General features: G+C 55.1%; 28 protein-coding genes and 4 pseudogenes. 19 read left to right on the top strand and 13 right to left on the bottom strand.

What is annotated here, in order from left to right:
- Positions 1–651: 651 nt before the first annotated feature.
- Both ACYZTX_RS16295 and ACYZTX_RS16290 read right to left on the bottom strand, forming a co-directional pair.
- Positions 652–828: a recombinase family protein gene (locus tag ACYZTX_RS16295; RefSeq protein WP_462034926.1), complete on the bottom strand. Its 177-nt coding sequence runs from the start codon at positions 826–828 to the stop codon at positions 652–654.
- Between the two features lie 130 nt (positions 829–958).
- Entirely contained in the window at positions 959–1,282 is a 324-nt protein-coding gene (locus tag ACYZTX_RS16290; RefSeq protein WP_462034925.1) for a hypothetical protein, read from the bottom strand.
- A gap of 227 nt (positions 1,283–1,509) precedes the next feature.
- Between ACYZTX_RS16290 and ACYZTX_RS16285 the strand changes: the two genes are divergently transcribed.
- Positions 1,510–2,766: a PrpF domain-containing protein gene (locus ACYZTX_RS16285; protein WP_462034924.1), complete on the top strand. Its 1,257-nt coding sequence runs from the start codon at positions 1,510–1,512 to the stop codon at positions 2,764–2,766.
- Positions 2,767–3,122: 356 nt separating this feature from the next.
- Positions 3,123–3,806, top strand: a complete 684-nt coding sequence (locus ACYZTX_RS16280) for an EAL domain-containing protein (RefSeq protein WP_462034923.1) — start codon at positions 3,123–3,125, stop codon at positions 3,804–3,806.
- On the opposite strand, the gene ACYZTX_RS16275 is transcribed toward ACYZTX_RS16280, so the two are convergent.
- The 6 genes and pseudogenes from ACYZTX_RS16275 to ACYZTX_RS16250 all read right to left on the bottom strand — a co-directional run bounded on the left by ACYZTX_RS16275 (position 3,778) and on the right by ACYZTX_RS16250 (position 6,101).
- Positions 3,778–4,071 carry a fimbria/pilus outer membrane usher protein gene (locus tag ACYZTX_RS16275; protein ID WP_462034922.1) on the bottom strand — a complete coding sequence of 98 codons (294 nt, stop codon included), beginning with the start codon at positions 4,069–4,071 and terminating at the stop codon, positions 3,778–3,780. The genes ACYZTX_RS16280 and ACYZTX_RS16275 overlap by 29 nt on opposite strands.
- The gene (locus ACYZTX_RS16270) at positions 4,046–4,390 is read right to left on the bottom strand and encodes a FimD/PapC N-terminal domain-containing protein (RefSeq protein ID WP_462034921.1); all 345 of its coding nucleotides are present in this window, start codon (positions 4,388–4,390) and stop codon (positions 4,046–4,048) included. Before ACYZTX_RS16270 ends, ACYZTX_RS16275 begins: the two co-directional genes overlap by 26 nt.
- 125 nt (positions 4,391–4,515) lie before the next feature.
- Positions 4,516–5,172, bottom strand: a pseudogene (locus ACYZTX_RS16265) (hypothetical protein); the annotation flags it as partial.
- A 10-nt stretch (positions 5,173–5,182) separates the two neighbouring features.
- A complete protein-coding gene (locus tag ACYZTX_RS16260) occupies positions 5,183–5,485 on the bottom strand; it encodes a helix-turn-helix domain-containing protein (protein ID WP_462034920.1) in 303 nt (100 codons plus the stop codon).
- Complete coding sequence (locus ACYZTX_RS16255; protein ID WP_462034919.1) at positions 5,482–5,694, bottom strand: hypothetical protein; 213 nt, start codon at positions 5,692–5,694, stop codon at positions 5,482–5,484. Before ACYZTX_RS16255 ends, ACYZTX_RS16260 begins: the two co-directional genes overlap by 4 nt.
- Before the next feature lie 8 nt (positions 5,695–5,702).
- Complete coding sequence (locus tag ACYZTX_RS16250) at positions 5,703–6,101, bottom strand: DNA-binding protein (RefSeq protein ID WP_462034918.1); 399 nt, start codon at positions 6,099–6,101, stop codon at positions 5,703–5,705.
- 59 nt (positions 6,102–6,160) lie between these two features.
- On the opposite strand from ACYZTX_RS16250, the gene ACYZTX_RS16245 reads away from it, so the two are divergent.
- The 3 genes from ACYZTX_RS16245 (at position 6,161) to ACYZTX_RS16235 (ending at position 7,484) form a co-directional block, all read left to right on the top strand.
- Positions 6,161–6,481 (top strand): hypothetical protein, encoded by a 321-nt coding sequence (locus ACYZTX_RS16245; protein WP_462034917.1) that lies wholly within the window; start codon positions 6,161–6,163, stop codon positions 6,479–6,481.
- A gap of 16 nt (positions 6,482–6,497) precedes the next feature.
- Positions 6,498–6,983 (top strand): hypothetical protein, encoded by a 486-nt coding sequence (locus tag ACYZTX_RS16240; protein WP_462034916.1) that lies wholly within the window; start codon positions 6,498–6,500, stop codon positions 6,981–6,983.
- 75 nt (positions 6,984–7,058) lie between these two features.
- On the top strand, positions 7,059–7,484 hold the full coding sequence (locus ACYZTX_RS16235; protein ID WP_462034915.1) for a hypothetical protein: 426 nt from the start codon (positions 7,059–7,061) through the stop codon (positions 7,482–7,484).
- Here the strand turns inward: ACYZTX_RS16235 and ACYZTX_RS16230 are convergent.
- Positions 7,398–8,950 (bottom strand): IS3 family transposase gene (locus tag ACYZTX_RS16230; protein WP_462034914.1). Its coding sequence is split into 2 segments (ribosomal slippage): positions 7,398–8,488 and positions 8,488–8,950, totalling 1,554 coding nucleotides; the frame shifts between segments, so codons are not numbered across the junction. The genes ACYZTX_RS16235 and ACYZTX_RS16230 overlap by 87 nt on opposite strands.
- Before the next feature lie 22 nt (positions 8,951–8,972).
- Here ACYZTX_RS16230 and tnpA (ACYZTX_RS16225) point away from each other — a divergent pair.
- The 12 genes and pseudogenes from tnpA (ACYZTX_RS16225) (at position 8,973) to ACYZTX_RS16170 (ending at position 18,419) form a co-directional block, all read left to right on the top strand.
- Positions 8,973–9,341 (top strand): IS66-like element accessory protein TnpA, encoded by a 369-nt coding sequence (gene tnpA / locus ACYZTX_RS16225; RefSeq protein ID WP_462037056.1) that lies wholly within the window; start codon positions 8,973–8,975, stop codon positions 9,339–9,341.
- Positions 9,338–9,673 (top strand): IS66 family insertion sequence element accessory protein TnpB, encoded by a 336-nt coding sequence (gene tnpB, locus ACYZTX_RS16220; RefSeq protein ID WP_462034913.1) that lies wholly within the window; start codon positions 9,338–9,340, stop codon positions 9,671–9,673. The genes tnpA (ACYZTX_RS16225) and tnpB overlap by 4 nt, the downstream gene beginning before the upstream one ends.
- Positions 9,674–9,734: 61 nt before the next feature.
- Positions 9,735–10,439: pseudogene (locus tag ACYZTX_RS16215) on the top strand (transposase); the annotation flags it as partial.
- A gap of 1 nt (position 10,440) precedes the next feature.
- Positions 10,441–10,671 (top strand): annotated as a pseudogene (locus ACYZTX_RS16210) (diguanylate cyclase); the annotation flags it as partial.
- 170 nt (positions 10,672–10,841) lie between these two features.
- Entirely contained in the window at positions 10,842–11,159 is a 318-nt protein-coding gene (gene tnpA, locus ACYZTX_RS16205; protein WP_462034912.1) for an IS66-like element accessory protein TnpA, read from the top strand.
- Positions 11,160–11,336: 177 nt separating this feature from the next.
- Positions 11,337–12,266 carry a LysR family transcriptional regulator gene (locus ACYZTX_RS16200; protein ID WP_462034911.1) on the top strand — a complete coding sequence of 310 codons (930 nt, stop codon included), beginning with the start codon at positions 11,337–11,339 and terminating at the stop codon, positions 12,264–12,266.
- A gap of 117 nt (positions 12,267–12,383) precedes the next feature.
- On the top strand, positions 12,384–14,021 hold the full coding sequence (locus ACYZTX_RS16195; RefSeq protein WP_462034910.1) for a GMC family oxidoreductase: 1,638 nt from the start codon (positions 12,384–12,386) through the stop codon (positions 14,019–14,021).
- A gap of 19 nt (positions 14,022–14,040) precedes the next feature.
- Entirely contained in the window at positions 14,041–15,498 is a 1,458-nt protein-coding gene (locus ACYZTX_RS16190) for an aldehyde dehydrogenase family protein (protein WP_462034909.1), read from the top strand.
- A 59-nt stretch (positions 15,499–15,557) separates the two neighbouring features.
- On the top strand, positions 15,558–16,667 hold the full coding sequence (locus ACYZTX_RS16185) for an alkene reductase (protein WP_462034908.1): 1,110 nt from the start codon (positions 15,558–15,560) through the stop codon (positions 16,665–16,667).
- 114 nt (positions 16,668–16,781) lie between these two features.
- Positions 16,782–17,711, top strand: a complete 930-nt coding sequence (locus ACYZTX_RS16180; protein WP_462034907.1) for a catalase family peroxidase — start codon at positions 16,782–16,784, stop codon at positions 17,709–17,711.
- Positions 17,708–18,256 (top strand): antibiotic biosynthesis monooxygenase, encoded by a 549-nt coding sequence (locus tag ACYZTX_RS16175; RefSeq protein ID WP_462034906.1) that lies wholly within the window; start codon positions 17,708–17,710, stop codon positions 18,254–18,256. The genes ACYZTX_RS16180 and ACYZTX_RS16175 overlap by 4 nt, the downstream gene beginning before the upstream one ends.
- Positions 18,257–18,287: 31 nt before the next feature.
- Complete coding sequence (locus ACYZTX_RS16170; protein ID WP_462034905.1) at positions 18,288–18,419, top strand: hypothetical protein; 132 nt, start codon at positions 18,288–18,290, stop codon at positions 18,417–18,419.
- Positions 18,420–18,898: 479 nt separating this feature from the next.
- On the opposite strand, the gene ACYZTX_RS16165 is transcribed toward ACYZTX_RS16170, so the two are convergent.
- A complete protein-coding gene (locus tag ACYZTX_RS16165; protein ID WP_462034904.1) occupies positions 18,899–19,042 on the bottom strand; it encodes a DUF7693 family protein in 144 nt (47 codons plus the stop codon).
- Positions 19,043–19,160: 118 nt separating this feature from the next.
- Positions 19,161–19,625, bottom strand: a complete 465-nt coding sequence (locus tag ACYZTX_RS16160) for a hypothetical protein (protein WP_462034903.1) — start codon at positions 19,623–19,625, stop codon at positions 19,161–19,163.
- Positions 19,626–19,890: 265 nt separating this feature from the next.
- Here ACYZTX_RS16160 and ACYZTX_RS16155 point away from each other — a divergent pair, with 265 nt between their 5' ends.
- Entirely contained in the window at positions 19,891–20,928 is a 1,038-nt protein-coding gene (locus ACYZTX_RS16155; protein WP_462034902.1) for a GGDEF domain-containing protein, read from the top strand.
- Between the two features lie 160 nt (positions 20,929–21,088).
- On the opposite strand, the gene ACYZTX_RS16150 is transcribed toward ACYZTX_RS16155, so the two are convergent.
- Positions 21,089–22,303, bottom strand: a complete 1,215-nt coding sequence (locus ACYZTX_RS16150; RefSeq protein ID WP_462034901.1) for a flavin-containing monooxygenase — start codon at positions 22,301–22,303, stop codon at positions 21,089–21,091.
- Between the two features lie 37 nt (positions 22,304–22,340).
- A complete protein-coding gene (locus tag ACYZTX_RS16145; protein WP_150641302.1) occupies positions 22,341–22,688 on the bottom strand; it encodes an ArsR/SmtB family transcription factor in 348 nt (115 codons plus the stop codon).
- A gap of 104 nt (positions 22,689–22,792) precedes the next feature.
- On the opposite strand from ACYZTX_RS16145, the pseudogene ACYZTX_RS16140 reads away from it, so the two are divergent.
- Positions 22,793–22,918, top strand: a pseudogene (locus tag ACYZTX_RS16140) (organoarsenical effux MFS transporter ArsJ); the annotation flags it as partial.
- Between the last annotated feature and the right edge of the window lie 225 nt (positions 22,919–23,143).

The following is a 23,143-nucleotide window of genomic DNA, read 5'->3' as shown; positions in this document are numbered from 1 at the left end:
TCGCCGAACTCAAGCGCGCCATGATCCCCGCGAGAGGATAGGCCCAGGGCTGGCTCAGGCCCGGCTGAAAGGTCGCGTTGGTGGGCGACGGCGCAAGCTCCGTGATAAAAAGCGGGGCGAGGTCGCCGAGTTCGTTCTTTCGAGCCGCAAGTCTGGCGCCGAAATGGCAAGGCTATACGATGTGACGAGACAACCGTCTCAAGAATCGTTGCCGAATTTCACCAGCGAGAGGCACATAAAGCACTGCATGACTTTGCTTGAATGACCGCTGTAGTGGATAGCGGAAGTTCCACAATTTTGATTTGTGCAGCATCTTCACTCGAGGACAATGGGATTATGGGCGCTCAATAATCAAGCAGATGGGATGGCACGACGCAGATCGGATGGCCACCAGGATTGCGGCCACCACCCATGGAGACGCAGATGTCTAAGTAGCGGTCTTGTTGAAACAGCATACCCGCCCAAAAGAGCAGGGCCCCACTAGCCAAGATGGCTATAGTCCAAAGCATTTTCTTCGTCGGCATAGCGTCCTCATTCAACCCTACTGAAGTAAAACTGGAGTCGTTCCATAGTCAACAAGCACAAAACTTGAATGGCTGAGAAGGGTCGAATTTTATCGATCAGACACCTCGAGCGAGCGTCCGAGGCAGATCACCACGGCATGGCCCGCCCGCTATTGGCAAGTAGTTTGTCGAACTCTGGCCGGGTGCTTCTGGCGTCGCTGGCAATGTCTTGATAGATGCGCTCGCCTCCGGCCTGCTTCAGGGTATCGACCTGGAGGTCAGCTTTTTGATCCCGCGTGCTCACCCGCGAATATCCGATCTTCATCAAAAGTACCGTTTACTCGACTGTGCTAGTAATAGTTGAACTTTTTTTAAGCAAACCCGTTAATTGAGCTGAAACGAGGCTAGATTAATGCGCTGAGTCATGTGGCGTCCAATATTTCGGGGTCAGATCATTAAGCGGACGCAATGATTCTTAACGCCAAGATCACCATGGGCGAACGTAAGTCTCCTCGAAATCCTTCAAAGCTCAGGTCGTCCAAGAATGCGGGCACCCCATTGCTTCCGTGCGGGCTATTGCGATCTGGCACGGTATCAACCTCAATGTTGTTCGCCACTGGCTCTCGCTTTATCGCGGTCAGCAGGCCATTACCCTGCGAGCTTAAAAAAGCCGCATTGAGCTGACGCCCCATGGAAGGATGCTTCTCAGGAAACTGACTCGCCATTGGGTCGAAACCTTCGCTGTGATCGAAGAACTGGTAGAGGAACCAGGCCTGCAATTGAGGCTTGTTCTGGAAGTAACCGCCAGAGCTCTAGAGCGACAAGGGTTTCTCCGAGGGCTCAGTCAGATCACACTGCTCTTGAGCTGACAGCGTCTACCACAAGTAATCCAAATAGCGAGTAGCCGGATTTCTCTTGTACGCAGCCCGCTTTTGAAAGCTAAGGACGTCCTGACCAGCTAGGGCCTCCTTACGGGATCTAATCATCTAATTGTATGGAGTCACACATGCATACTGACAAAGCCGCTCCTCCGTTCGATCATGGGCTGAGTATCCGGCACCACTCAGGGGTGTTCGAGATCCCCGTGCATTACATGCGTGGAGGCACATCAACTGGAGTCGTGGTGTGGGAGCCGCTTTTGCCCAAGGACGAGAGATTGCGCGATGAATTGCTACGACATCTGATGGGCGTCCCCCTGATAGGTACACAACAGGGGAACCGGCAGATCACTGGTCTCGGGCGTGGCCCTGCGACTAGCAATAAGGTGTTCCTGCTGCGCGTCGAACAGACGGCCCAAGGTAATCGATTGGTCAGTACGCTCGCCCAACTTGCCAGTGACCATGGCGAGATTGATTGGAGCGTGAACTGCGGAAACATGTCTAGTGCTTTGCCTCTCTGGGCTATCGATACAGGGCTCTTCAGCGCTCGGGCCAACGAAATATGCGAAATTGAAATCAAAAATACCAATACAGGTGTTGTGACAATTTCACGAATGAAGCGAGATGAGCACGGGTTGTTCGTAGCCGCTGAGATTCCAGGCGTCAGTGGCGCTTACCCTGGCGTCGATCTGTTCTTGCAATCGCCAGTTGGCAACAAAACTGGAGCCCTGTTACCAACGGGATCGGTGATGGACGTTGTTGCTGGGTATGAAGTCTCCTGCGTCGACGTTGCAGTCCCAATGGTGATTGCCGATGCCAGTAGCTTCGGTAAAACGGGCCACGAGCCGATTGCAGAACTTGAAGCGGATCCCGTGTTCATGGCGGCGCTGCGCCAAGTGTGGATAGCGGCAGGGTTGAAGATGCGCCTTCGTCGTAGGGACGGTGAACTGATGAATCGTGCGGACATGGAGAGAAGCGAAACCATTCCGAAGGTGTGCATCGTCGGCGCCCCGCGCCAAAGTGGCAACATTGCGGTACGTTACTTCACCCCCCAGACCGGCCACTCTTCAATGGCCGTATCGGGCGGTTGCTGTCTGGCCGCAGCCTGCTTGATTCCGGGTACGACTGCGTATAGAAATGCGACAGGTATAAGCCACCCTATCTATGAGTTTTCCGACGTCGAGGTCAGCATCGAAAATCCCGCAGGGCGCCTGGATGCCACGGTTGTTGCGGCGATTAGAAACAACCAAGTCGATATCACCAGCGCAGCCTATCGTCGCAGTGCGCAGATACTGATGCGCGGGTACGTGCCGCTTTACCAGGCATCTACCGAGTTGTTAAGCGCACTGGCTGCCGAAAACAAATCGAACAGCGCTCCAATGTGAGGACGTTCACGACGTCGGCAAAAATGACCAGAACAGATCAGGTTCCGCATGATTTTTTAATCACTTCGGCACCGGGCAGCCGGCTCAGCATTCATGAGCAAGAATGTTGGGATAACTGATGGTGACCACAGTTCCGACCAAGGCGATTGTCAGATACATCTGAACTTTGGAGGGGTAAAGGTAGAGCGCTTACGTAGATTCGCTGTAGGCAAGCGCCTATACGGCCCGCATAGTTGATCGCGAGGTCGAGCGCGTAGGAATTTCCTTACACGATTGCCGGAAAGGCCCTGCTCAAAACTCAAATGCCCAGCATTACAATTCAATACCTCGGTCTATGGGTAATTGAAAGAGAATTGATGACTTCCCCTCGCGTTCTTGTTCTAGAAAATCACTCGTTTCAAGGCGGCGTCGTCATCGCGGCGCTGAGAGAACTGGGAGTGTCCGATATCTTGCAGGCTGGTTCTGGCGAGCAGGCGATGGCTTTGTTGAATAAAGAGGGTGCGGTCGATATTGTCCTGTGCGATTTGAGCTATCACGGTCTGGAGACTCTTAAATTTTTGAGCTGCGCGAGCCAGCTGGGTACGGTTCGTGCAATCGTACTTCTTAGCAAATTGCATCCGTCACTCCAACGAGCGTTGGGTCAAATGGCTCATTTTTCTGGTTTGAAATTGTTGGGTGTGTTGAGCCCACCCGTGCATGTTCAGGCACTTGAAAAAATACTGCAGCGCTACAACCGAAACGGACTCATCGTATCCCCCTCCAGCGAACTCGCGAGCACTTTGCCTAGTGAAGAAGACGTTCGTCATGGGCTCGCCCTTGGAGAGTTTCGAGCCTACTACCAGCCTAAGTTTGTGCTCTGCAGTGGAGAGGACGCGGGTGCTGAAGTGTTGGCACGTTGGGAGCACCCTGTAAGGGGCCTGCTGTTACCCAAGGATTTTTTGGCAGCGGTGTTGGCCTACGATTTGATCGATGAGATGTTTAAGCAACTACTCGAGCAAGGCTTAAGCCTGCTCAGTGTGCTGCACCGCAGTGGATGTTGATCTGACCGGCTTGCAAGGTTGACTGCAGCGGCACAAAGGTTTTTTGCCCGTAGGTGTAGAGGGACTGAAAGTTTCGGTTGTTGTCCTGCACGCTGAACGACTGCCGACTACGCACAATCCAGTCACCCGCATTAAAACCTACTTCAGTATTCGTTGAGTAATAGCGACTATCGCTGCTTGAGAACTGGTTGTTTTGGCCAAGCACTTCATAATTAAACAGGCCGCCGGTACCCCCGGACTCATAAATGCCTTGGTCTTCGCTCACCGGTCAACGACACTTCTTCACGACTGGGTCGCAACTCGACTTCTGTCTGTGGGAAAGCGGCCATAAAATCATAGCAATCACCTTCAGAAGCCTTTGCGTCACTGTCGATCCTGAACCTATCAGCCGGAACCATCAGGTTAGCCTGATCCAATAACTCCCGGGTGAAACATAGCTGACCGTCATTGTCAAAACGCGCTAAGACACTACCGCGCTGACTTCCATTGACTTGCAAACCTACACGTCGATCACCTGCAGAAAATCGCGCAGCCTTACTGAAGAACTCAGCCACTTTTGGGTCAAGCCCACGGTTCTTGAGCACCTCCAGGTCGAACGAAGCAGTTTGGGGAACATTGCCTAAAGAGGGGAGTCGATCCGGGCCAACAATAAGCAGTTGTCGACGATTGTGCGGGCCGTTGAGCGCTTGCGTAGTAATAACCTGGTGATTTTGCGAGTGTCCTCCAGCGCCCGCCGGGCGTTATCCAAATCGCTAGTCTTCTTCGCCATCACCTCGCTTTGCGCGGTGTAATCGGCAGTCGTCTCATCAAGGCGACGGCCCAACGCCTCCTTCTCCTTGGCGTGCTTAGCAATAATCTCCTCGGCAAGATCAACAAACGCCTCCTTATCGCCGGCTTTAGCCACCGCAATCAGCGCCGCCTGCTGGTCCTGCGGCAAACGCCGATATTGACCCAACTCTCGGTAACCAATCCCCATACGCGACATCGAATCCAGCGCCTCCTCGCCGAAAGTCCGCAAGTTCGCGATGTCCCGATCCACCTGATCAACCGAGCGGCCCAGCAACGTACAAAACTCATCCCATGTACCGCTCAACACCTCCGCACCGTGCGGACTTCTACGCCCGGCAATCCCCCGATACAGCTTGTTCGCCTTAACAAACGCCAACTTCGACGTCCGCACCGTGCGGGAAAATTCCTCAACCGCGCCGGCCATCTGCGCCTGCCCCAGCAACTGATTAACCCTGTCCCGCTCGTCACTGTGCGAGGCGTGAAGCGCCGCCATCGCATTCTGATCAGCCGTCAACATCGCCCCATTCAAAACAGGCAACGCCAGCGCCTCTACAGGTGTGCTCTTCGTCCGTGCCATACAACCCTCCTTAAACGATCGACCCAGCGGCAATACGCTGATTGATTTCCTGCATACGCCCCGTCAAACGGGCCATGTGTTCGGCATGCGCCTGCGCGATCTGCAACACACCCACCGAGTGGGCAAAGCGGCCGTTATCCAGCTTCACTGCCAGACCTTCCTCAATCAGCGTCTGCATGGCCCGCGTAATATTGCTGGGGCTGTCCTGCGTCAGATGGGCCAACTCCGTATTACTTAAACCCGTCACCGTGTGGCCCTTCAACGCCTTCAGCGCACGCAAAACACGCGCAGCAGCCGACACTGTGCGATTCATAACATCGCCTCCGGCCCAAACATTTGAGGTAAATTGACACCCGTAATACCAATGGCATTAATAGGCGATGTGGTGTGGCATGAAGTGAAAACAACGAAAACGGTGTGGATTCGTGTGTTTTTTGTAGGAAGTTTCTTTTTTTGCCCCGCGCACTCATACGGCGGGTGTTTTAAAGCGGTAGATTCCAAATAACCGATATGATTTTTCATCACGAGCCTCACGCCACAAAACGGTTGAGCTCAAGAGCCGTCGCTGGATTAGTACAAATTTCGCCGGCCTTAAGCCCCAGCTTGATTGCTATCTCGTGGGCCTGACCCCGCACACATTTCTTGCGCCCACCCAACACCTCAAACACCAGGTTGGGCGAAAAACGATTAGCGATTGCCCATTGGGTAATCGAAACACCTTTGGCCTTGAGCTCAGCTCGGGCCTGGTCTGCTGTACGTAGCACCATGGGTTCACTCCGGGGGGCTGCTGGCGCCGCTAAGGTGCCGATTAAGTTGCCGTTCGTGGTCGAACGGTGTGAACCCATAATGGAACCTATCGGTTCCTTTTGAAAGGCTTTTGGGTAACCGAATGGTTTCTTTTTGTGAACGGCTGCGCGCAGAGCGAACACGACTTGGCCTCAACCAGACCGACTTCGCGGCATTGGCCGGCGTGACAAAGAAAACGCAGATGCTCTACGAAGCAGAAGAACGCGTGCCCGACGCCAACTACATGGCCGCCATCGCCAAAGCCGGCGCTGACATGTACTTCATCATCACAGGCCAAAAAATCGTCGTCCCGCCGCCAGCCGCGGCATGGGCCCCCATAGACAGCGAAAAGCTCGGCCGAATCATCGAAATGTTAGAGGCCGCCGCCAAACAAGCCGGTCGGCGCTGGCCGGCCAAAAAATTGGCCGAAGTGGCCGCAGAGGTCTACAACGCGTTGGGCGAAGATCAAGGATTTGATGAACCACGCGTTGAACGAATATTGAAGTTGGTAGTAAATCGCTAAATAGCAAAGGAGTTCTATGCGAAGCGAGGACGAAGACCTGGTCAAAAATCTGTCAGCCAGGCTTTCTGAGGAAATCGAAAATCTCCCCAGGGATGGAAAAGATCACGAACTCACCATCAAAATCAAAGGCAACCAAGGGCACATCAACCTCGGCCACCAGACCTTTGACATAAAGACCGCCAAAGAACCCCCACCCGAGGGCAGCGATCGCGCCCGAGAATGCCCGCAATGTCACCGCTGCACCTGGCGCTACACGCAGCTGTGCATGAACTGTGATTACAACCTGCACCGACACGACGAAGTCGCTGAACACGAAAAAGAACAGGCGCGCAAAGAGCGAAACAACCTTCAAATGTTGAAGATCAGTGTCACCTGCGTGGGCATCGCCGTGCTCAGCTTTTTCGTCAGAGACTTTCTGCCTGAAACGCTAAAACCGTGGGCCGTAGGCCTGACAGGCGTCTTTGGTTTCTTTGCATTTCTGATCATGACGTCACACAAATAACAAGCCGACAGACAGCGCTGTAACGACCAACTTGTAACCGGTCATGGACGACCAAAAAACACTAAGGAAGTTTTGATGACCGAGAAAAAACAGAGCACGCCCTGGAAAGATCGGCCCGCCGCCGAAAAGACCGCATTGATAATCGGCTGGTGTGTCGTCGCATTCCTCATGGTGTACTGGTTCCTACCGAGTAAACCCGCACAGACCGCCCACTCACAAAGCATCGCATCTGAAGTACAACCCACCACAGCCCAATACACCCGCGCCAGTGCGCAAGCACTGAACAGTGCCACCCAATACCTGTCGCAACTGGACAGCGCTATGGCCGAAGGCATGCACATACTCAAGGCTAACCAACTCCCTGAATTGGCTGCTCCGGCATTTTTCAAGGTAGTTGTCGCGTCAACCGTTCAACTATGCCGCTCTTTTCTCGTCCTGCTGCTCCCGATCCGGATTCAGCATCACCGCTCCTATCGGCTCCCAGTTCCGCGTCTGGCCTGACCAACGTTCCGGGCTTTTCTTGCGCGCTCGCTGGTACAGTTCATGCCGCCGCGCCAGGATCTGGTGGTCCAGCCCTCGATGCCGCTCAGCCGGTGTCACGAAGCGGATCCGGCTATGCCGGTGCTCGTTGTTGTACCAACGCATAAAATCTCTCACCCAAGCGCGTGCGGCGTCCAAGCTGGCAAAACCCTCCTGCGGCCATTGCGGGCAATATTTCAGTGTTCTAAACAGCGACTCCGAGTACGGATTGTCGTTGCTCACTCGCGGTCGGCCACGGGACGGCGTGATGCCCAGGTCGTACATCTTGCTCAACAGCGTCAGCGATTTCATCGGCGCACCATTGTCCGAGTGCAGCACCAGCGGCTCGCGTAAACACTGCTCGCCGATCACGCTGCGTTGCAGCAGCGCAGCGGCTTTTTCGCCGCTTTCTTCTTCGTAAACTTCCCAGCCCACGGCCTTGCGGCTGTAAATATCTTCGATCAAATACAGGTAGTAGTACTTGCCGCGTATCGGCGACGGCAAATACGTGATGTCCCACGACCACACCTGATTGGGCGCTTTGGCGACATGCGTCGTCGGTGCCGCATGCCGTCTGGGTCGCTGGCTACGGCCCCGATGATGTTGCTGACCGGCTGCACGCAGGATGCGATAAAACGTCGCTTCCGACGCCAGATAACGCCCCTCGTCAGCCAGCCTCGGTACGATCTGACTCGGCGGCAAATGGGCATACGCAGGGCTGTTACACAGGGTCACGATCGCTTGTCGTTCGATCTCGCTCAACGCATTACGTGGCGTGGGCCGCACGGTGGTTGTGCGGGCATCGGCTTGAACATCCTCACTCTGCGTCCATCGCTGCAAGGTTCTGAGCGACAGCCCCACCTCCTGGCACGCTCTGATTTTTCGAGCACCGGCCACGATGGCTTCGATCAACCAAGCCACCAACAACTGCCGTTCCGGCAAAGAGGTCAGGTGTCCTCGTTGTCGATCCCCCAGTAATCGTTGAGCTTTTTTCGCAGCACCAACAACGCGGCGGTCTCGGCCAGCGCCTTGTCTTTACGCAGCAGTTCGCGCTCAAGTTGCTGAATACGTTTCTTGTCCTTGCGAGATTGTTCGCGGTCGACCTTTTGTTGGTTCTGAACACTCTGCTGCCCCGTGATACAGGCTTGGCGCCAGGCGCTGACGTGTTCGGGGTACAGACCTTTTCGTCGGCAGTACTCACCCAGTTCGAGCTGCGACAGACCGGCGGTTTCAAGGACGACAGCGAACCGGGCTTCAGCAGACCAGTTCTCGGGGAGTGGCTTGTCTTCAGGCACTGCGCTTCCTTCAGAACTGACCTTCTTGCGCCAGTTGGACAAAGACATTTCGCTAACCCCTTCACGCCGGGAAACCTCGGCCATCGTCAGGTTCAGCGGGGGAAGCAGCATCTTGAGTAATGCGGCTTTGCGTTCAGGTGAATAGTACGGCACGACCAGTCTCTTTCCGCCCCCGATATGCTTTTTCAGGAAAATTCGGAGAGGCGACAACTATCCTGACACCGGGGGAACACGCCGTTCGTATTCCAAATCCTTCAAAGCCCAGGTCATTCAAGAGTGTGCCCAACCCGGCGCATCGATTGCCAGCATCGCCCTCAGCCATAGCCTAAACGCAAACCTCGTTCACAAATGGATTCGGGTGCAAGTGCAGAAAAGCACGGCGCTTCAACCAGCATTCATCCCATTGCCTATGCAAACAACGGCGCCCGTATCTTCATCGAATATCAGCGTTGAGATTCTGCACCCACGCGGCACCGTCAAAGTGAACTGGCCAACCGATAGCGCTGCTGCCTGCGCCGCTTTCCTTCGAGACCTGTTGCGATGATCCGCATCGACGCCATCTGGCTCGCCACCGAGCCCATGGATATGCGCGCCGGCACTGAAACGGCGCTGGCGAGGGTGGTCGCGGTGTTCGGTGCGGCGAAGCCGCACTGCGCTTATCTGTTTGCCAATCGCCGCGCGACTCGGATGAAAGTGCTGGTACACGATGGGATTGGCGTATGGCTGGCGGCACGTCGCTTGAACCAAGGTAAATTCCATTGGCCAGGCGTTCGGCAAGGCAGTGAAGTGCAGTTGGATACCGAGCAACTTCATGCTTTGGTACTAGGCCTACCTTGGCAACGCGTGGGGTCTGGCGGAGCTATTACGCTGCTTTAAAAACTGTAATTAGCATCTCGGTTTGCTGCCGCAAGCGGTCTGCTTTGGTAAAATCCACGGCATGACTTCCTCGCCCAATCTCGATCAAATGACTCCCGACCAACTGCGTGCATTCGCTGCGCAGCTGCTGTCGCAAGTCGAGACCATGGGCAGAACGGTCGAAACCATGGGCAAGAAGATCAACCGCGATCAAACGGTGATCGAGAAGCTGACCCACGAGATCGCACAGCTCAAGCGTTTGAAGTTTGCCAAGCGCAGTGAGCAGATGAATCCTGAGCAGGCCAGCCTGCTGGATGACCTGATCGATACCGATATTGCGGCGATTGAGGCCGAGCTTCAGGCGTTGCAAATAGCACCAGCGGCGACCGAGAAAAAGCAAAAGCCCAAGCGCACGGCATTGCCGGCAGAATTCCCGCGCACGTTGATCCATCACGAACCGGACAACACTCACTGCCCATGCGGCTGCGCACTGAAGCGCATCGGTGAAGATGTCAGCGAAAAGCTGGACTACACGCCGGGCGTGTTCACCGTTGAGCGCCATGTTCGTGGCAAGTGGGTTTGCGATGACTGCGAAACGCTGATCCAGGCGCCGGTACCTGCGCAAGTTATCGACAAGGGCATCCCGACTGCCGGATTACTTGCGCACGTCATGATCGCGAAGTTCGCTGATCATCTTCCGCTTTACCGTCAGGAATCAATTTTCGGTCGTGCCGGCTTGGCGATTCCACGTTCGACGTTGGCCCAATGGGTTGGCATGACGGGCGTGCCTGCACGAGTGTTTTGATCTCACCAGTGCTCATACTTTTGCTGAGCAGCTGCGCCTTAAAATTCAGGCGCTGCGAATCAAGGTTCGTGGCACGGATGAGATGCTAGACACTGTAACTGCGTCTTTTGGTGTTGCCCTCGCCAAAGCTGGTGACGATGTGGAAAGCCTTCTGACTCGCGCCGATGATGCGCTCTATCGAGCCAAGCGCAGCGGGCGAAACCGAGTGAACTGAAAATGGCGTTCGGACTCTTGCTGCAATCACATAGCTCCACAGGATATGGTGATTCGATTCGCATTCATTCGTAAGCGTCCATTCAACACACCTTCCGAACTCCAACATTAAGGTCGATGGTGTCCGCGTATTTTTAAGCGGGCGCGATTGCCCTTAACGTCAGGATTTCCATGCGCCAACGAACCTCTTATCCAAAGCCCTTCAAAACTCAAGTCGTCCAGAAATGCCTGCAACCGGGTGCCTCTGTTGCCAGTGTCGCGATGAGTCACGGCATCAACGCTAACGTCGTGCGCAAATGGTTGCCGATTTACCGCGATCAACAGCTCACTGACTTGCCCGCTTTCTTGCCAGTGAAGCTGGAAGAAAACATCCAGGAGGGGAAGTCCGTCAGCATCGAGTTGCCATACGGCCAGGGAAAGATGACCGTTAAATGGCCGGCCTCCGATCATTATGGCTACGCCCGATTCGTTCGCGGACTAACGCAATGATCCGCATCGACTCCATCTGGCTCGCCACCGAGCCCATGGACATGCGCGCCGACCGGTATCATGATGACGGAAAGTTATCCGATGCAACCAAGAATATCTCTTAACTACTTATAAAAAACGTCAAGAGTGCATGCGAATCCAGAAGCATGTACATAACTTTTCTTTGGATTAAAAACCTTGAACAAACTGTCCGAGATGCATTCTTTTGTCATGGTGGCGGACACTGGTAGTATTTCCGAAGCGGCTCGGCGTTTGGGTACGGCCAAATCAATGGTCTGCCAGCGTATCCAGAAACTGGAAAAACGTCTGGATAGCATCTTGCTTGAGCGTGGTCGCCAGGCTCGGCTGACTGAATCGGGTGAGGTGTTTTACCGTTATTGTGTGCGCATTCTTACCGATGTCGAAGATGCCGAAGACGCCGTCCTGACATCTCAATCGAGTTTGCGCGGGAGCCTACGGATTGCGGCTCCTATGGCTTTTAGCATTCGTTACCTGACGCCGATTTTGTCGTCTTTCGCTATGCTTTACCCTGAACTGCGGTTGGATGTCGAATATGATGATCGCAACGTCAACTTACACGAAGAGAAGTTTGACGCGGCCATCCGTATCGGTGAGTTACCTGACTCCTCGCTCATCGCCAGAACCATTACTGCCAACCGCCATATCATCTGCGCGAGCCCAGCCTACCTGGCTGCTCACGGAACACCGCAAGTCCCGCAAGATCTGGCCCAGCATTTCGCCATGCTCTATGTGAATCGCGAGCCACTTGGCAGATGGACGCTACCAGTGAACAACACATTGGAGTCGTTTCCTGTGCGCTGCCGTATGCGCACTAACAATGGTCATCAACTCATGGAAGCCGCCAAGGCCGGTATGGGTCTAGCTATTTTGCCCACCTTCCTGGCCGCACCGGACATTGTGGCCGGGGAACTTGAAGAGGTTCTGGCACCCTACGCGCCTCGTGGTGGCAACTTCTCAATGGTATATCGGCGATCTCAGAGGGCTTCGCCCAAGCTTCAAGCGCTGACTAACTTCCTCATCGAACAGATCGGCAGTCCCCCTGTGTGGGAACAAATGCTGGCGGCTCACTCGCAGCGAGCAAGTTGATGCGTTCGCAAAAAACGAATCGTTGATTCGTTCTTTGCCGGCTTATGGTGATCTGAGCCCTGAATTATGCTTTTTCCACCAGACGCACTACCGAGCGTCTGACAGGGAAGAAGACGGATGAAGAGCACACTTAACAATCCTGCTCGCCGTGCTGTATTGGCAGGTGGCGTTATGGTTGCCGCGACTTTGGCGGCGGGCAATGGTTTGGCGCAGGTTTTGGAACCAGGCAGCAAACCCGGTAAGAGTGAAGGTCGTAGTATCCCGGTCGATGTGATCATCATCGGTGGTGGTTCGGCCGGCGCGGTTATGGCCTGTCGCTTGAGCGAGAACAGCAAGCGTCAGGTGTTGTTGCTTGAGGCGGGCCATAGCTATGACCCGAATAATTACCCCGAGATTATCGCTAGCAGCGACACCGTTGGTGCCAATGGCAATCCGGAGTTTGAATGGGGCTACAAGACCCAGCCGGGCTACATCGAACATTCCATCGGGGCATTGCGCGGTAAGGTGCTGGGGGGGAGCTCGGCAATCAATGGCGCGGTGGCCATCCGTGCCCGCACTACCGACTTCCAGCGTTGGGATTTGCCTGGTTGGAGTTATGAAGAGCTGCTGCCTTCCTTCAAAAAATTGGAAACTCACAGCGGTGGTGCCAGCCAGCTACACGGCCATAAAGGGCCGCTCCCTGTGCATCAACTTAGTAACAACGAAGTAACCCCCATGCAGCGAGCCTTCATCGACGCCACGGTCGCCAATGGCTACAAAGTGGTTACCGATTTTGACGGTGCTGACGCCAACGGAGTAGGGCCGTACCCGATGAATATCGTCAACGGTGTGCGAGTCAACACCGGCATGGCCTACCTTACCGATGAGGTGCGAGCCCGCGACAACCTGCATATCCGCCCCGACAGCTTGGTAGATAAAGTTCTGTTCGACGGTAAGCGCGCAATCGGTGTGCAACTGGCCAACGGGGAAAAGCTCTTGTCTGGTGAAGTCATCCTTTCGGCTGGCAGCTATGGCAGTGCCGCGATCCTGCTGCGTTCCGGCATTGGCCCGAGGGAGGATCTCCGTGCCTTGCAGATTCCACTGGTCGCCGAGCTGCCGGTGGGACAAAACTTGGTGGATCACCCGTTCTACTACAACGCCTATGCCGCCAAGCCTGATGTGATTGGCAGTCAGTCGCCAGCCATTGGTGCAAAACTCTGGACTCACAGCACCACAGCCGAGAACGGTGATCTGGATATTCATATTACGGCCACCCACTTGTTTCCCCACGATCAGAGCCCGACCAAGGTTGGCTTCGTTCTCGCGGTAGCCCTGACTCGACCACTGTCCCGGGGCAAAGTGACGCTCGCTAGTCGCGATCCGTTCGTAGCACCGAACATAGATCTGAATTTTCTGGCTGAGGAAAAGGATCGCCAGCGTCTGCTGGATGGCATCCGCCTGTCCCGAAAAATCGGCACAACGGCACCACTCAATAAGCTGATCCATTCCGAACTCAACCCTGGCGAAGGCAACGACTCCGACGAGGCTTTACTGGCCAGTGTCAAAGCCAGCCTTGATACCTATCACCACCCAACCTCCACTGCTCCCATGGGCCGACCGGGCGATGCGCGGGCAGTGGTCGACCTGGAAGCACGAATTATCGGCGTGCAGGGCCTGCGGGTAGTGGACGCATCAATCTTCCCTGATGTGCCATCGGTAGCCACCAATATCACTGTGATTGCCACGGCCGAGAAAGTCGCCCGTCTCTACGTTTAATCCTCAGGAATCTGCCTCTATGAACAGCACTCCAGCTTTGAACTGGATCGACGGCCAATGGCTGGACTCCGGTGTTTACAAAGACTCCATCGACCCAGCGACCTATGAGCTGATTGGTCAATACGCCGAAGGCGGCTTAAACGAAGCACAACAGGCAATTAAGGCGGCACATCGGTCGTTCGCTGACACGCCTTGGAAAGACGATCGTAACTTGCGCGCCAAGGTGTTGTTGGAGTTGGCGGATGCTTTCGAGCGTAACGCAGATGAGTTGATCGACACCCTGGCGCTGGAAAACGGGAAGATCAGACCCGAAGCCGAGTTCGAGGTCACTATGGTGCCCTCCAAACTGCGCTATTACGCCGCTCTTGCTCGCGCCGAATACGGTCGTGCGGCGGAGCCAAAGCCTGGCAAAATTTCCCTGGTGATCCGTCAAGCAGTGGGCGTAGCGGGCATCATCGTACCGTGGAATTCGCCAGTGGTACTGATGATTCGCTCCCTGGCACCTGCCCTGGCTGCCGGTTGCACCACAGTGATCAAAATGCCCGGGCAAACGGCCCAGACCAACTGCCTGGTAGCACGGATCATGAGTGAGGCGGTGTCGCTGCCTCGTGGCGTCATCAATCTGTTCAGTGAGCTGGGCGCGGCCGGTTCCATACATCTGGTGGAGTCACCTAAGGTTCCGGTGATCAGTTTCACCGGTAGCACAAGCACCGGTCGGGCGATTTCCGCTGCGGGTGCACAGCACCTCAAGCGCTTTGGCTTGGAACTGGGTGGTAAAACGCCAATGCTGGTGTTTAACGACGCTGACCTTGATGTTGTAGTGCCAAAGTTAGAAAAAGCTCTGACGGTATTCGCTGGTCAATTCTGCATGACGGGGTCGCGGCTGCTGGTGCAACGTGATATTGCCACGGCGTTGACGGAGCGCTTGGCCGCACGGTTGGAAGCCGTGCGCGTGGGGCCGGCTGCAGATCCCGCCAGCGAAATGGGGCCGTTAATAGATAAACCTAACGTGCAGCGGGTCAACCAAGTGGTGGAGGAAGCGATCACCGACGGCGCTCAAATCATCGTTCGCGGCGGGCCAATCACCGAGGGGCCATTGGCCAAGGGCGCTTTCTATCGCCCGACCTTGCTGCTCGTCACTGACCCTAATATGTCCATTGTCCAGCGCGAGACGTTCGGCCCGGTGCTGACCCTACAGGTGTTCGATAGCGAAGCCGAGGCAATCGAGCTGGCTAACAACAGTGAGTTCGGCCTGGCGGCTGGCGTGTGGACTCGCGATGTCGACCGTTCTCTGCGGGTTGCCCGTGAACTGGAGGTTGGCACTGTATGGGTCAACGACTGGGCAGTGGTCTACGACGAGTTTGAGGAAGGTGGTTTTAAACAGTCGGGCCAGGGACGCCTCAACGGCGTAGCTGCCATGGATGACTTTGTCGAATACAAACATATCGCCCTCAATCCCGGCCTGCGCCAAGCTTAAATCCAATCAGTTCGCCTGCGCGCGTTGGTGCGTAGGCGGCTGTACAGAGAATCATATTCATGAATCGTACAAAAACCTTACTAGATCCTTTAAATGTCGGCCCATTCACCCTGGCCAACCGCGTGCTGATGGCTCCGATGACTCGTTCGCGCTCTGCCCAGCCCGGTGATATCCCCACAGCACTCAACGCCCGATACTATGGACAGCGTGCAGGTGCAGGGCTGCTGATCAGCGAAGGCATGCCGATTTCTCCCGGCGCCAAAGGCTACGCTTACACACCCGGGATCTATACCGAGGCCCAGCAAGCTGGCTGGAGGCAGGTGACTGACGAGGTTCATGCCAACGGAGGTCTGATCGCCGCCCAGCTGTGGCATGTCGGCCGCATTTCCCATCACTCGGTCTTGCCCCAGGGGCAGTCGCCTCTGGCGCCTTCAGCAATTCGTGCACAGGCCAAGATTTTCGCCTTCGACGATGAAGGTATGCCGAGTATGGTCGATTGCGACATGCCAGAGGCGTTAAGCGAAGAGGGGATCGCGGCGGTCGTGCAGGAGTTTGTCCAGGCCGCACTGTGGGCCCGCGCTGCAGGCTTTGATCTGGTTGAACTGCAAGGTGCAAACGGTTTTTTGCTGGAGCAATTTCTCTCCGTTACCACCAACGAACGCACTGACCGCTACGGTGGCTCGCTGGAGAACCGTGCACGTTTTGTCGTGGAAGTGGTGGACGCGGTCTCGGCTGCGATTGGCGCGGATCGGGTCGGTATCCGCCTTTCGCCATGGTGCCCACCCAGCGTCAACGATATGGACTTCAGCGTCGAAGCTCAGGACATTACTTTGTACCTCGCCGAGTCTCTCAGTCAGCGGCGCATCGCTTACCTGCATTTGTCTGAGTGGCCCGGTGTGGATTATCCCTCAGGGTTTCGCGCGCAACTGCGCTCGGCGTTCAGCGGTGCGATCTTCGTATGCGGCGGCTATCAGCAGGCCGACGCGCAACACATCGTCGCGCAAGGACTTGCCGATGCCGTGGCGTTCGGCAAACCCTTCATCGCCAATCCCGACCTGCCGCAGCGGTTCGCGCTCAACGCCGAGTTAGCGGAGCCTGATGGCAGCACCTTTTACGGTGGCGACGCCCGGGGTTACACGGACTATCCATCCTTTGCGGCTCAGAGCTGAGCCCCGATGCGACTGCCCCGACTAATGGCAGGCGCGCTGTTGGCAGGGACGCTGACAGCGTCCTCTGCCTTCGCCGCTAAAGAAGATAATTCTTCTCCCGTGAGAAACACCTCCATGCCCCAGGACAAACTCTACGACGCGTTACTTGACGCTCTCTATGCGACCTTCGGGCATCATCCTGGGTTTCGCATAACGCATGCCAAGGGCGTGTTGTTACGTGGCACCTTTACCGCCTCTGAAGCGGCTCCGGCGCTTACTCGAGCAGCTCATTTCCAGGGACAGCCAGTACCCGTATTGCTGAGGTTCTCCAACTTCAGTGGCCTGCCTGCCACCGAGGACGGTGACCCGATGGCCAGTCCCCATGGTCTGGCCGTTCGTTTCACGCTACCGGACGGTGAGTCCACGGATATAGTGGCGCACTCGTTCAATGGCTTTCCGGTGGCCACCCCCGAAGACTTCCTGAGCTTTTTGCGAGGCATTGCTGCCAACGTCGCCACACCGTCCGATCCTTTGCCACTGCAAGCATTTCTGGTCACCCATCCAAGGGCACAGCATTTTCTTGAGACGCCCAAGCCAGCACCGAGCAGCTACGTTAGTGCTGAATACTTTGGCGTCAACGCCCTAGTGTTCAGCAACCGCCAGGGTGAAGACCATGTCGGTCGCTACCGCATTGAACCGTTGCTGCCAGAACCTTTATTGAGCGACGAGCAAGCCGCCTCGATGCCTGCCGATTACTTGCAGAACGAAATCGGCGCACGATTGACCAAGGGGACGGTGAAGTTGCGACTCATGGTGCAACTGGCAGCCCCAGGAGATGCCATCGAAGACGGTTCGATTCCTTGGTCGCGCAACCATCAGGAAGTCGAACTGGGTATTTTGACCCTCGACTCTCTTGTTTCGGCCGAGGAACAACAACTCGCCCAGCAGCGGCTTGCCTTCAGCCCCGGACGCTTGCTCGACGGCATTAAGCCAGGTCACGATCCAATGATTCTCGCACGTGAAGGTATCTACCACCGGGCGATGCTCAGGAGGCAACAACAATGAGCATTGACGCCGACATTGGCGTCAGTGTGATTGTGCATGAGGTCAATCCGCAGCATCAGGCCTTGTATGAGCAATGGATGAACAAGGCCATCTATGCCCATCAGCAGTTCCCTGGTTATTTAGCTACTGATGTAGTCAAACCCGTAGGGTCTCAGTTGAGATACGCAATAATCCTGCGCTTTACCAGTAAGGGTCATGTCTTGGCGTGGTTGGGCTCTGACGTGCGCCAGGCATTGCTGCATGAGTCGCGGCCCTGGCTGCGGCAGGATTACCATCGCGCCGACGATGATTCGAAATTCTGGTTTGAGCCGATGCAAGGACGGGCCACGGTTGCACGCTGGAAGCAATGGCTACTGTCTTGGTCGGTAGTCTTGCCATTGTCAGTTTTTATGCCGGGTTTTTTGACGGTGTTGCTTGAACTTTCTGATCTGAATCTACCAGCTTGGTTGTTCATGGTGTTGGTGGCTGGGTTAGTGTCCTTCAATATGGCCTATTGGTTGATGCCCATGACGACACGTCTTATGTCACGCTGGTTGTTGCGCTGATCCGCCCAAATAGGAGATTTGCTGCAGCCGAATGTTCGGCACGCGCCTCACCGAGATAACACCGATAAAAGAAGCCATAGCGACTTACATGATGAGGGCTACGGACAAACTTCGGGCTCAGCAGTCGCGGGGTCTTCAATACCCAGGAAGCGAAATACGCTAATGGAGTGCTGATGGAATTGCCATAACACTTACATCAATAGCTTGAGCTGCGCGGAAGATAGCGCGTGGATCACCCCGCACGGGGGCTGGTAGATTGCTTCAGCCGTAAGTCTCACTCATTGTCAGGGAACCGAGGATCGTGACGCTCATGGTGAATGCCTTGCACTGATTATCTGTACATGTATCCAATCAACGTCGAAGACTACTTGTGGCCCATCCCAAGTTGGTGATTTGGACGGGGCGGAGCAGCAATGCGAGGACTGATTGATCAATTCGTCTCTCTGCCCAGTTGTTGTCTATGGGTACCGCCCCATCACCGAGAAGGTCAGGTTCGATCGATTCTGAAGTCAATTGCTGCATCAAAGCTCATTCAGCAGGTACTCAAGCAGTTCACGCTCCCAACTCAGTTCGACCGGTTCAGTGCCTTGGCGTTGCTTTCCAAGAAACGGGCAGGACTCGCAGTGATCCGAGGTGTCACAGTCATTGAGCGCGTGAGATTCCAGCCATCAACCTAAACACGCAAGAGGCCTGGCTGCTGGCTCTTGTCATGGTGCGGCTGCCGAGGGCGACGTCCCTGAGAACCTGGTAGACCTCACGGGCGGAGAGAGGATAGGTTGTGTTCAAATCATCCTGTGCTCGAGTCAAGGCCAAGTAGCGCTGGCGGTAGAGAGGCTAGCCGTGAACGGTGGCTGTCGCTGGCAATCCCTTCAAATGACGATCGGGGATCGACTACAAATAATTATCATTGATTTGATGGAAAGCTTGCGTGTCTTAAGCCCGGGTAATCATTGAGCGTTAAGTCAGGCCCGCAATCGTCTATCGGCGCGGGTACCGGCTTATGAAGCACACCAGCTTCAGCTTCCGCACGCATCTGTTCGAGCTCCTTGTGAAACGCCTTGTCCTGAACCGTGGGCTTACTGGTGTATGGCTTTCGTTCGGGTTCAGGCTGTGCAGCATAAGTCGTTACCGCGTCAGGGGCATGCTGTAGCTTTTCTTGAACTTTCGATTCCAACATCGCACGTAGCGCATCTTTGTCTGGCCGAGTCAGCAATTTGTCACTCCTATTAAGAAACCAGGCACCCAGTAATCGACTGGGCCAGTGGCCGGTTGGGGAACATCCAATCGATCGTGTCGAAAATTTGGGCTGCAGATACAGCCACAGGATTTCAGGTTCGAAGAGAAGAGGCGGATCATCAATTTCTTCCAACTCGGCGATCGTGTCAAATTGGGAACATGCCTGGGATGATTCCGTAGTCGATAAGAACGCAGGCAGTGAGAGAGTACAAAGCAAACCAACGCGATGGCGTGAGCTGATAGCTGGGTCTATTTCATCAGCAAATTGCTGTAGTCGAGTTCGGCCTATGCTAGTCCAACAGGCAGTAGGCATACATTATGTATGGCCTCTTGGTGTACGTAAGGATATGCTGCCCCCGACTTCATATGTGCCAATAAAAACCAACTACAGTGACGTTATGAACCAATCAGAGAAGCGTGCGACGGCCTTAACGCTGTATCCAGAGGACTCCCGCGAGGCGGCGGCTTTGCTGAAGCAGGCCGTCCCACTGATGGTGCGTCACAACATTCCACCAAATCCCGTGCACTATGCTCTCTGGTACACCTACAGCAAAGGTCAGGAGCCAGAGCTTAATCGTCATCTGGACAGGGCGGTCAAAGACTTCGACTGTTTCCCTCCAGAATCTGCGACGAAGCTTTTTCGCGACTACATCATTCGTGACGAATTGGAGGAGGCGCGCGCAGGGCAACAACAAGCGATCGATCTGGTTGACGACATGGAGCGCAATGTCTCGCGTAGCGTGAATGGCAGTTCCAACTTTCAAGCCAGTCTTGGCCATTGCATGGAAATGCTCGCGGAGCCGGTCGACCAGAGGTTGCCCGCTATTCTAAGCGAGCTGCAACAGAGCACCCAGGTCATGCAGGATCAGCAAGAGCTGTTCCTCTCTCAGCTGCACTCAGCGCAAAATGAAATTAAGAGTCTGAGAGACAAGCTCGAGCGAGCCCAACTGGCTGCATCTTTGGATGGTCTGACTAAGGTGTTGAACCGAGCTACCTTCACTCGCTTGCTGGAGCATGCATTGATCAACGCTCCTCATGGGGTAGCATTGGTCATGTTGGATATCGATCATTTCAAGCAGTTCAATGACCGGTATGGCCATCCTTTGGGCGACCGCGTACTTGAGCATGTTGGTCAGGTGTTACGGAACACAATCCCGCCTCAGGCCCTGGCGGCACGCTATGGTGGTGAAGAGTTCTGTGTAGTCCTGCAAGAGTGTTTTGATCTCACCAATGCTCATATTTTTGCTGAGCAGCTGCGCCTAAAAATTCAAGCGCTGCGGATCAAGGTTCGTGGCACGGATGAGGTGCTAGACACTGTAACTGCGTCTTTTGGTGTTGCCCTCGCCAAAGCTGGTGACGATGTGGAAAGCCTTCTGACTCGCGCCGATGATGCGCTCTATCTAGCCAAGCGCAGCGGGCGCAACCGAGTGAACTGAAAATGGCGTTCGGACTCTAGCTGCAATCACATAGCTCCACAGGATAAGGTGTTTCGATTCGCGTTCATTCCGCATGGCAGCCATAGTTAAGCTGTGGTGTGAAGTGACGTCAATGGAGAGGTCGCTCCTTCGGGTTTAAGCCCGACTCGATCTCGCGCCTTCAGGTGATGTGTCCAGGCATGCGTTTCCGGCTTGGCGAAAGACTCTGAAGTTCAGCCTGATGTACTGGTTCAGAGAAGCATTTTATGGCTTCCTCATTTCTCCTGGGCGTTGCCAGGCTGTCCGCTAGCCAGGCTTCAGCGGCTATCACCTGTTCTGTGCCTGTGGAACGCAGATGGCGTAGTAAATGCGGAAGGATGACTTCAGCGTCAGGCCCTACGCCTCTGAGGGTTGCTGAGGCGAAATTGCGTTGCTTTGGTAACCCCATAAAGTACAGGCCCGGGATGTGCATTGCTCGTCCATCGCGCTGCATCAATCGCCCTTGATCATCCGTCACCGCGAGGTCTTCAAGTAAGTAAATATTTGGGCGAAACCCAGTGGCGAAGACTAGGCAATCAACTGCTTCGTGGTGACCATCCGCCCAAACAACTCCGGTTGGGGTTACTTGCCCGAACATCGACCGCTGATTGAATAGTCCTGACTTCAACGCTTTTTTGTAAGTGCCGTCATCCAACACCGGCGTGCTCTGATCATTGAGCCAGCGAGTTCTTTCCAGGCCTGTCCATTTCAGCCAGGCGTGGAAATCCGCGCCGAGTAGCTTCTGCGGAAAGAATCGAATCTCCTCGCGCGTCGCAAGCGTGACCTCCGCCACCTTGGCTAACTCGTAAGCAATCTGAACTGCCGAGTTCGCCGCTCCAATCACTACGATGCGTTGACCATTGAGCATTTCCACATTCCGATACTCGGCACTGTGAAGGCGAACACCTTGGAAGCTTTCGAGCCCAGGAACTTCAGGTGTATAGGGGCGACTGAATGCCCCCGATGCCACGATCAGCGCCCTGGTAAAGAAGCGCTGCCCATTGGCAGCCACTATCTGGAACCCCCCAGCTTCTCTACTCACCTTTATGACCTGTATCCCCGGAAGAATCGGTAACTGGAAGAAGCTGGCGTACTGCTCCAGGTAGCGCACTACTTCATCGCGGGAAGGGTAGTGCCCCGGTTCTCCAGGAAACGGCAGCCCCGGTAGTGAGGAGTACGCTGCCGGCGAGAACAGTTCGAGGCTGTCGTAGTAGTTACGCCAGTTACCACCTGGTTGCTGCTGCTCATCCAGGATTAGGAAATCGAGTCCCTGCTGCTTCAAATGCCAGCCACAGGCTAGTCCTGCCTGCCCTGCGCCTATTACGACAACCTCGAATGGGCGATCTATTATGTTCATGTGTGCGCACCTATACACATATAAAGGTAAGAAAAAATCAGCGAGATCCGCCTGGGCAGCACAATAAAGCAATGCTCTTGGTGTGATGGAGGATGTCCTCCAGTCGCTTGACGATGGCTGGGCCATCCACCTCATAAAACATCTGACGTCCCACCTTGGTGGCGCGCACGATTCCCGCGTCAAGCAGCACCTGAAGATGACGAGATACTACAGAGCGCTCTTGAGGTAGATCAGCCGCAATCGCGGTCACATCTGCTCGACCTAATTGCATCACGCGCTTCAGCACAGCAACTCTTGGCGGCTCGCAGAGGGCTTTGAAAAATGTGCCGTCGAGAGACTCAATGGCAGACTCAATGGCTTGTGATCGGTTGGTGGTGACGTTCATGCCTAGAATATATGTGCATGTTGATGCACATGTAAAGCCCCGTGTGGAGGGTGGCACTGCCTCCTTCAGAAGAGAGCAGTGCCACTACAGTTATTTCTTAATGGTCTGTGCTGTCCGGCTGGATTTATCAGAGTTACGGATTGGAGGCCTGCTTGTGGGTTTCCTCGGCCTTCGTATTGCTGGCCGCCCTAATTTCAATCGCCTTACCTAGGCATGCCAAGGCGATATGAAACCGTCAGGCAGGACGGAGTGAACCTCTGCGCGTTGCGCGCGAGGGGGAGTTGGCAGAGCTTGAATCAGCTCATGTCGGAGCCACGCCATGCCACGGCAACCGCACCCAGCTTCACTACTTGAGAACTGTGTGAGAATCATACCTCCCAGCGCGGGTTGCGGCTTATTCAGCCAGGCCGCCGCTTTCTCTGTCTGCAAACACTTGCTCGGTTTGCGGCTGAACC

The organism is Pseudomonas sp. MDT1-17, assembly GCF_054898105.1.
Note: the sequence above shows the minus strand (reverse complement) of the source record. Positions and strands in the feature narration are given on the sequence as shown.

What these genes read in the sequence shown, in the direction of transcription:
- ACYZTX_RS16295 (WP_462034926.1), bottom strand. Translation starts at nt 828, where the DNA reads ATGAAGATCGGATATTCGCGGGTGAGCACGCGGGATCAAAAAGCTGAC.
- ACYZTX_RS16285 (WP_462034924.1), top strand. Translation starts at nt 1,510, where the DNA reads ATGCATACTGACAAAGCCGCTCCTCCGTTCGATCATGGGCTGAGTATC.
- ACYZTX_RS16280 (WP_462034923.1), top strand. Translation starts at nt 3,123, where the DNA reads ATGACTTCCCCTCGCGTTCTTGTTCTAGAAAATCACTCGTTTCAAGGC.
- ACYZTX_RS16260 (WP_462034920.1), bottom strand. Translation starts at nt 5,485, where the DNA reads ATGAATCGCACAGTGTCGGCTGCTGCGCGTGTTTTGCGTGCGCTGAAG.
- ACYZTX_RS16255 (WP_462034919.1), bottom strand. Translation starts at nt 5,694, where the DNA reads ATGAAAAATCATATCGGTTATTTGGAATCTACCGCTTTAAAACACCCG.
- ACYZTX_RS16245 (WP_462034917.1), top strand. Translation starts at nt 6,161, where the DNA reads ATGCTCTACGAAGCAGAAGAACGCGTGCCCGACGCCAACTACATGGCC.
- ACYZTX_RS16240 (WP_462034916.1), top strand. Translation starts at nt 6,498, where the DNA reads ATGCGAAGCGAGGACGAAGACCTGGTCAAAAATCTGTCAGCCAGGCTT.
- ACYZTX_RS16235 (WP_462034915.1), top strand. Translation starts at nt 7,059, where the DNA reads ATGACCGAGAAAAAACAGAGCACGCCCTGGAAAGATCGGCCCGCCGCC.
- tnpB (WP_462034913.1), top strand. Translation starts at nt 9,338, where the DNA reads ATGATCCGCATCGACGCCATCTGGCTCGCCACCGAGCCCATGGATATG.
- tnpA (WP_462034912.1), top strand. Translation starts at nt 10,842, where the DNA reads ATGCGCCAACGAACCTCTTATCCAAAGCCCTTCAAAACTCAAGTCGTC.
- ACYZTX_RS16195 (WP_462034910.1), top strand. Translation starts at nt 12,384, where the DNA reads ATGAAGAGCACACTTAACAATCCTGCTCGCCGTGCTGTATTGGCAGGT.
- ACYZTX_RS16190 (WP_462034909.1), top strand. Translation starts at nt 14,041, where the DNA reads ATGAACAGCACTCCAGCTTTGAACTGGATCGACGGCCAATGGCTGGAC.
- ACYZTX_RS16185 (WP_462034908.1), top strand. Translation starts at nt 15,558, where the DNA reads ATGAATCGTACAAAAACCTTACTAGATCCTTTAAATGTCGGCCCATTC.
- ACYZTX_RS16180 (WP_462034907.1), top strand. Translation starts at nt 16,782, where the DNA reads ATGCCCCAGGACAAACTCTACGACGCGTTACTTGACGCTCTCTATGCG.
- ACYZTX_RS16175 (WP_462034906.1), top strand. Translation starts at nt 17,708, where the DNA reads ATGAGCATTGACGCCGACATTGGCGTCAGTGTGATTGTGCATGAGGTC.
- ACYZTX_RS16170 (WP_462034905.1), top strand. Translation starts at nt 18,288, where the DNA reads ATGTTCGGCACGCGCCTCACCGAGATAACACCGATAAAAGAAGCCATA.
- ACYZTX_RS16155 (WP_462034902.1), top strand. Translation starts at nt 19,891, where the DNA reads ATGAACCAATCAGAGAAGCGTGCGACGGCCTTAACGCTGTATCCAGAG.
- ACYZTX_RS16150 (WP_462034901.1), bottom strand. Translation starts at nt 22,303, where the DNA reads ATGAACATAATAGATCGCCCATTCGAGGTTGTCGTAATAGGCGCAGGG.
- ACYZTX_RS16145 (WP_150641302.1), bottom strand. Translation starts at nt 22,688, where the DNA reads ATGAACGTCACCACCAACCGATCACAAGCCATTGAGTCTGCCATTGAG.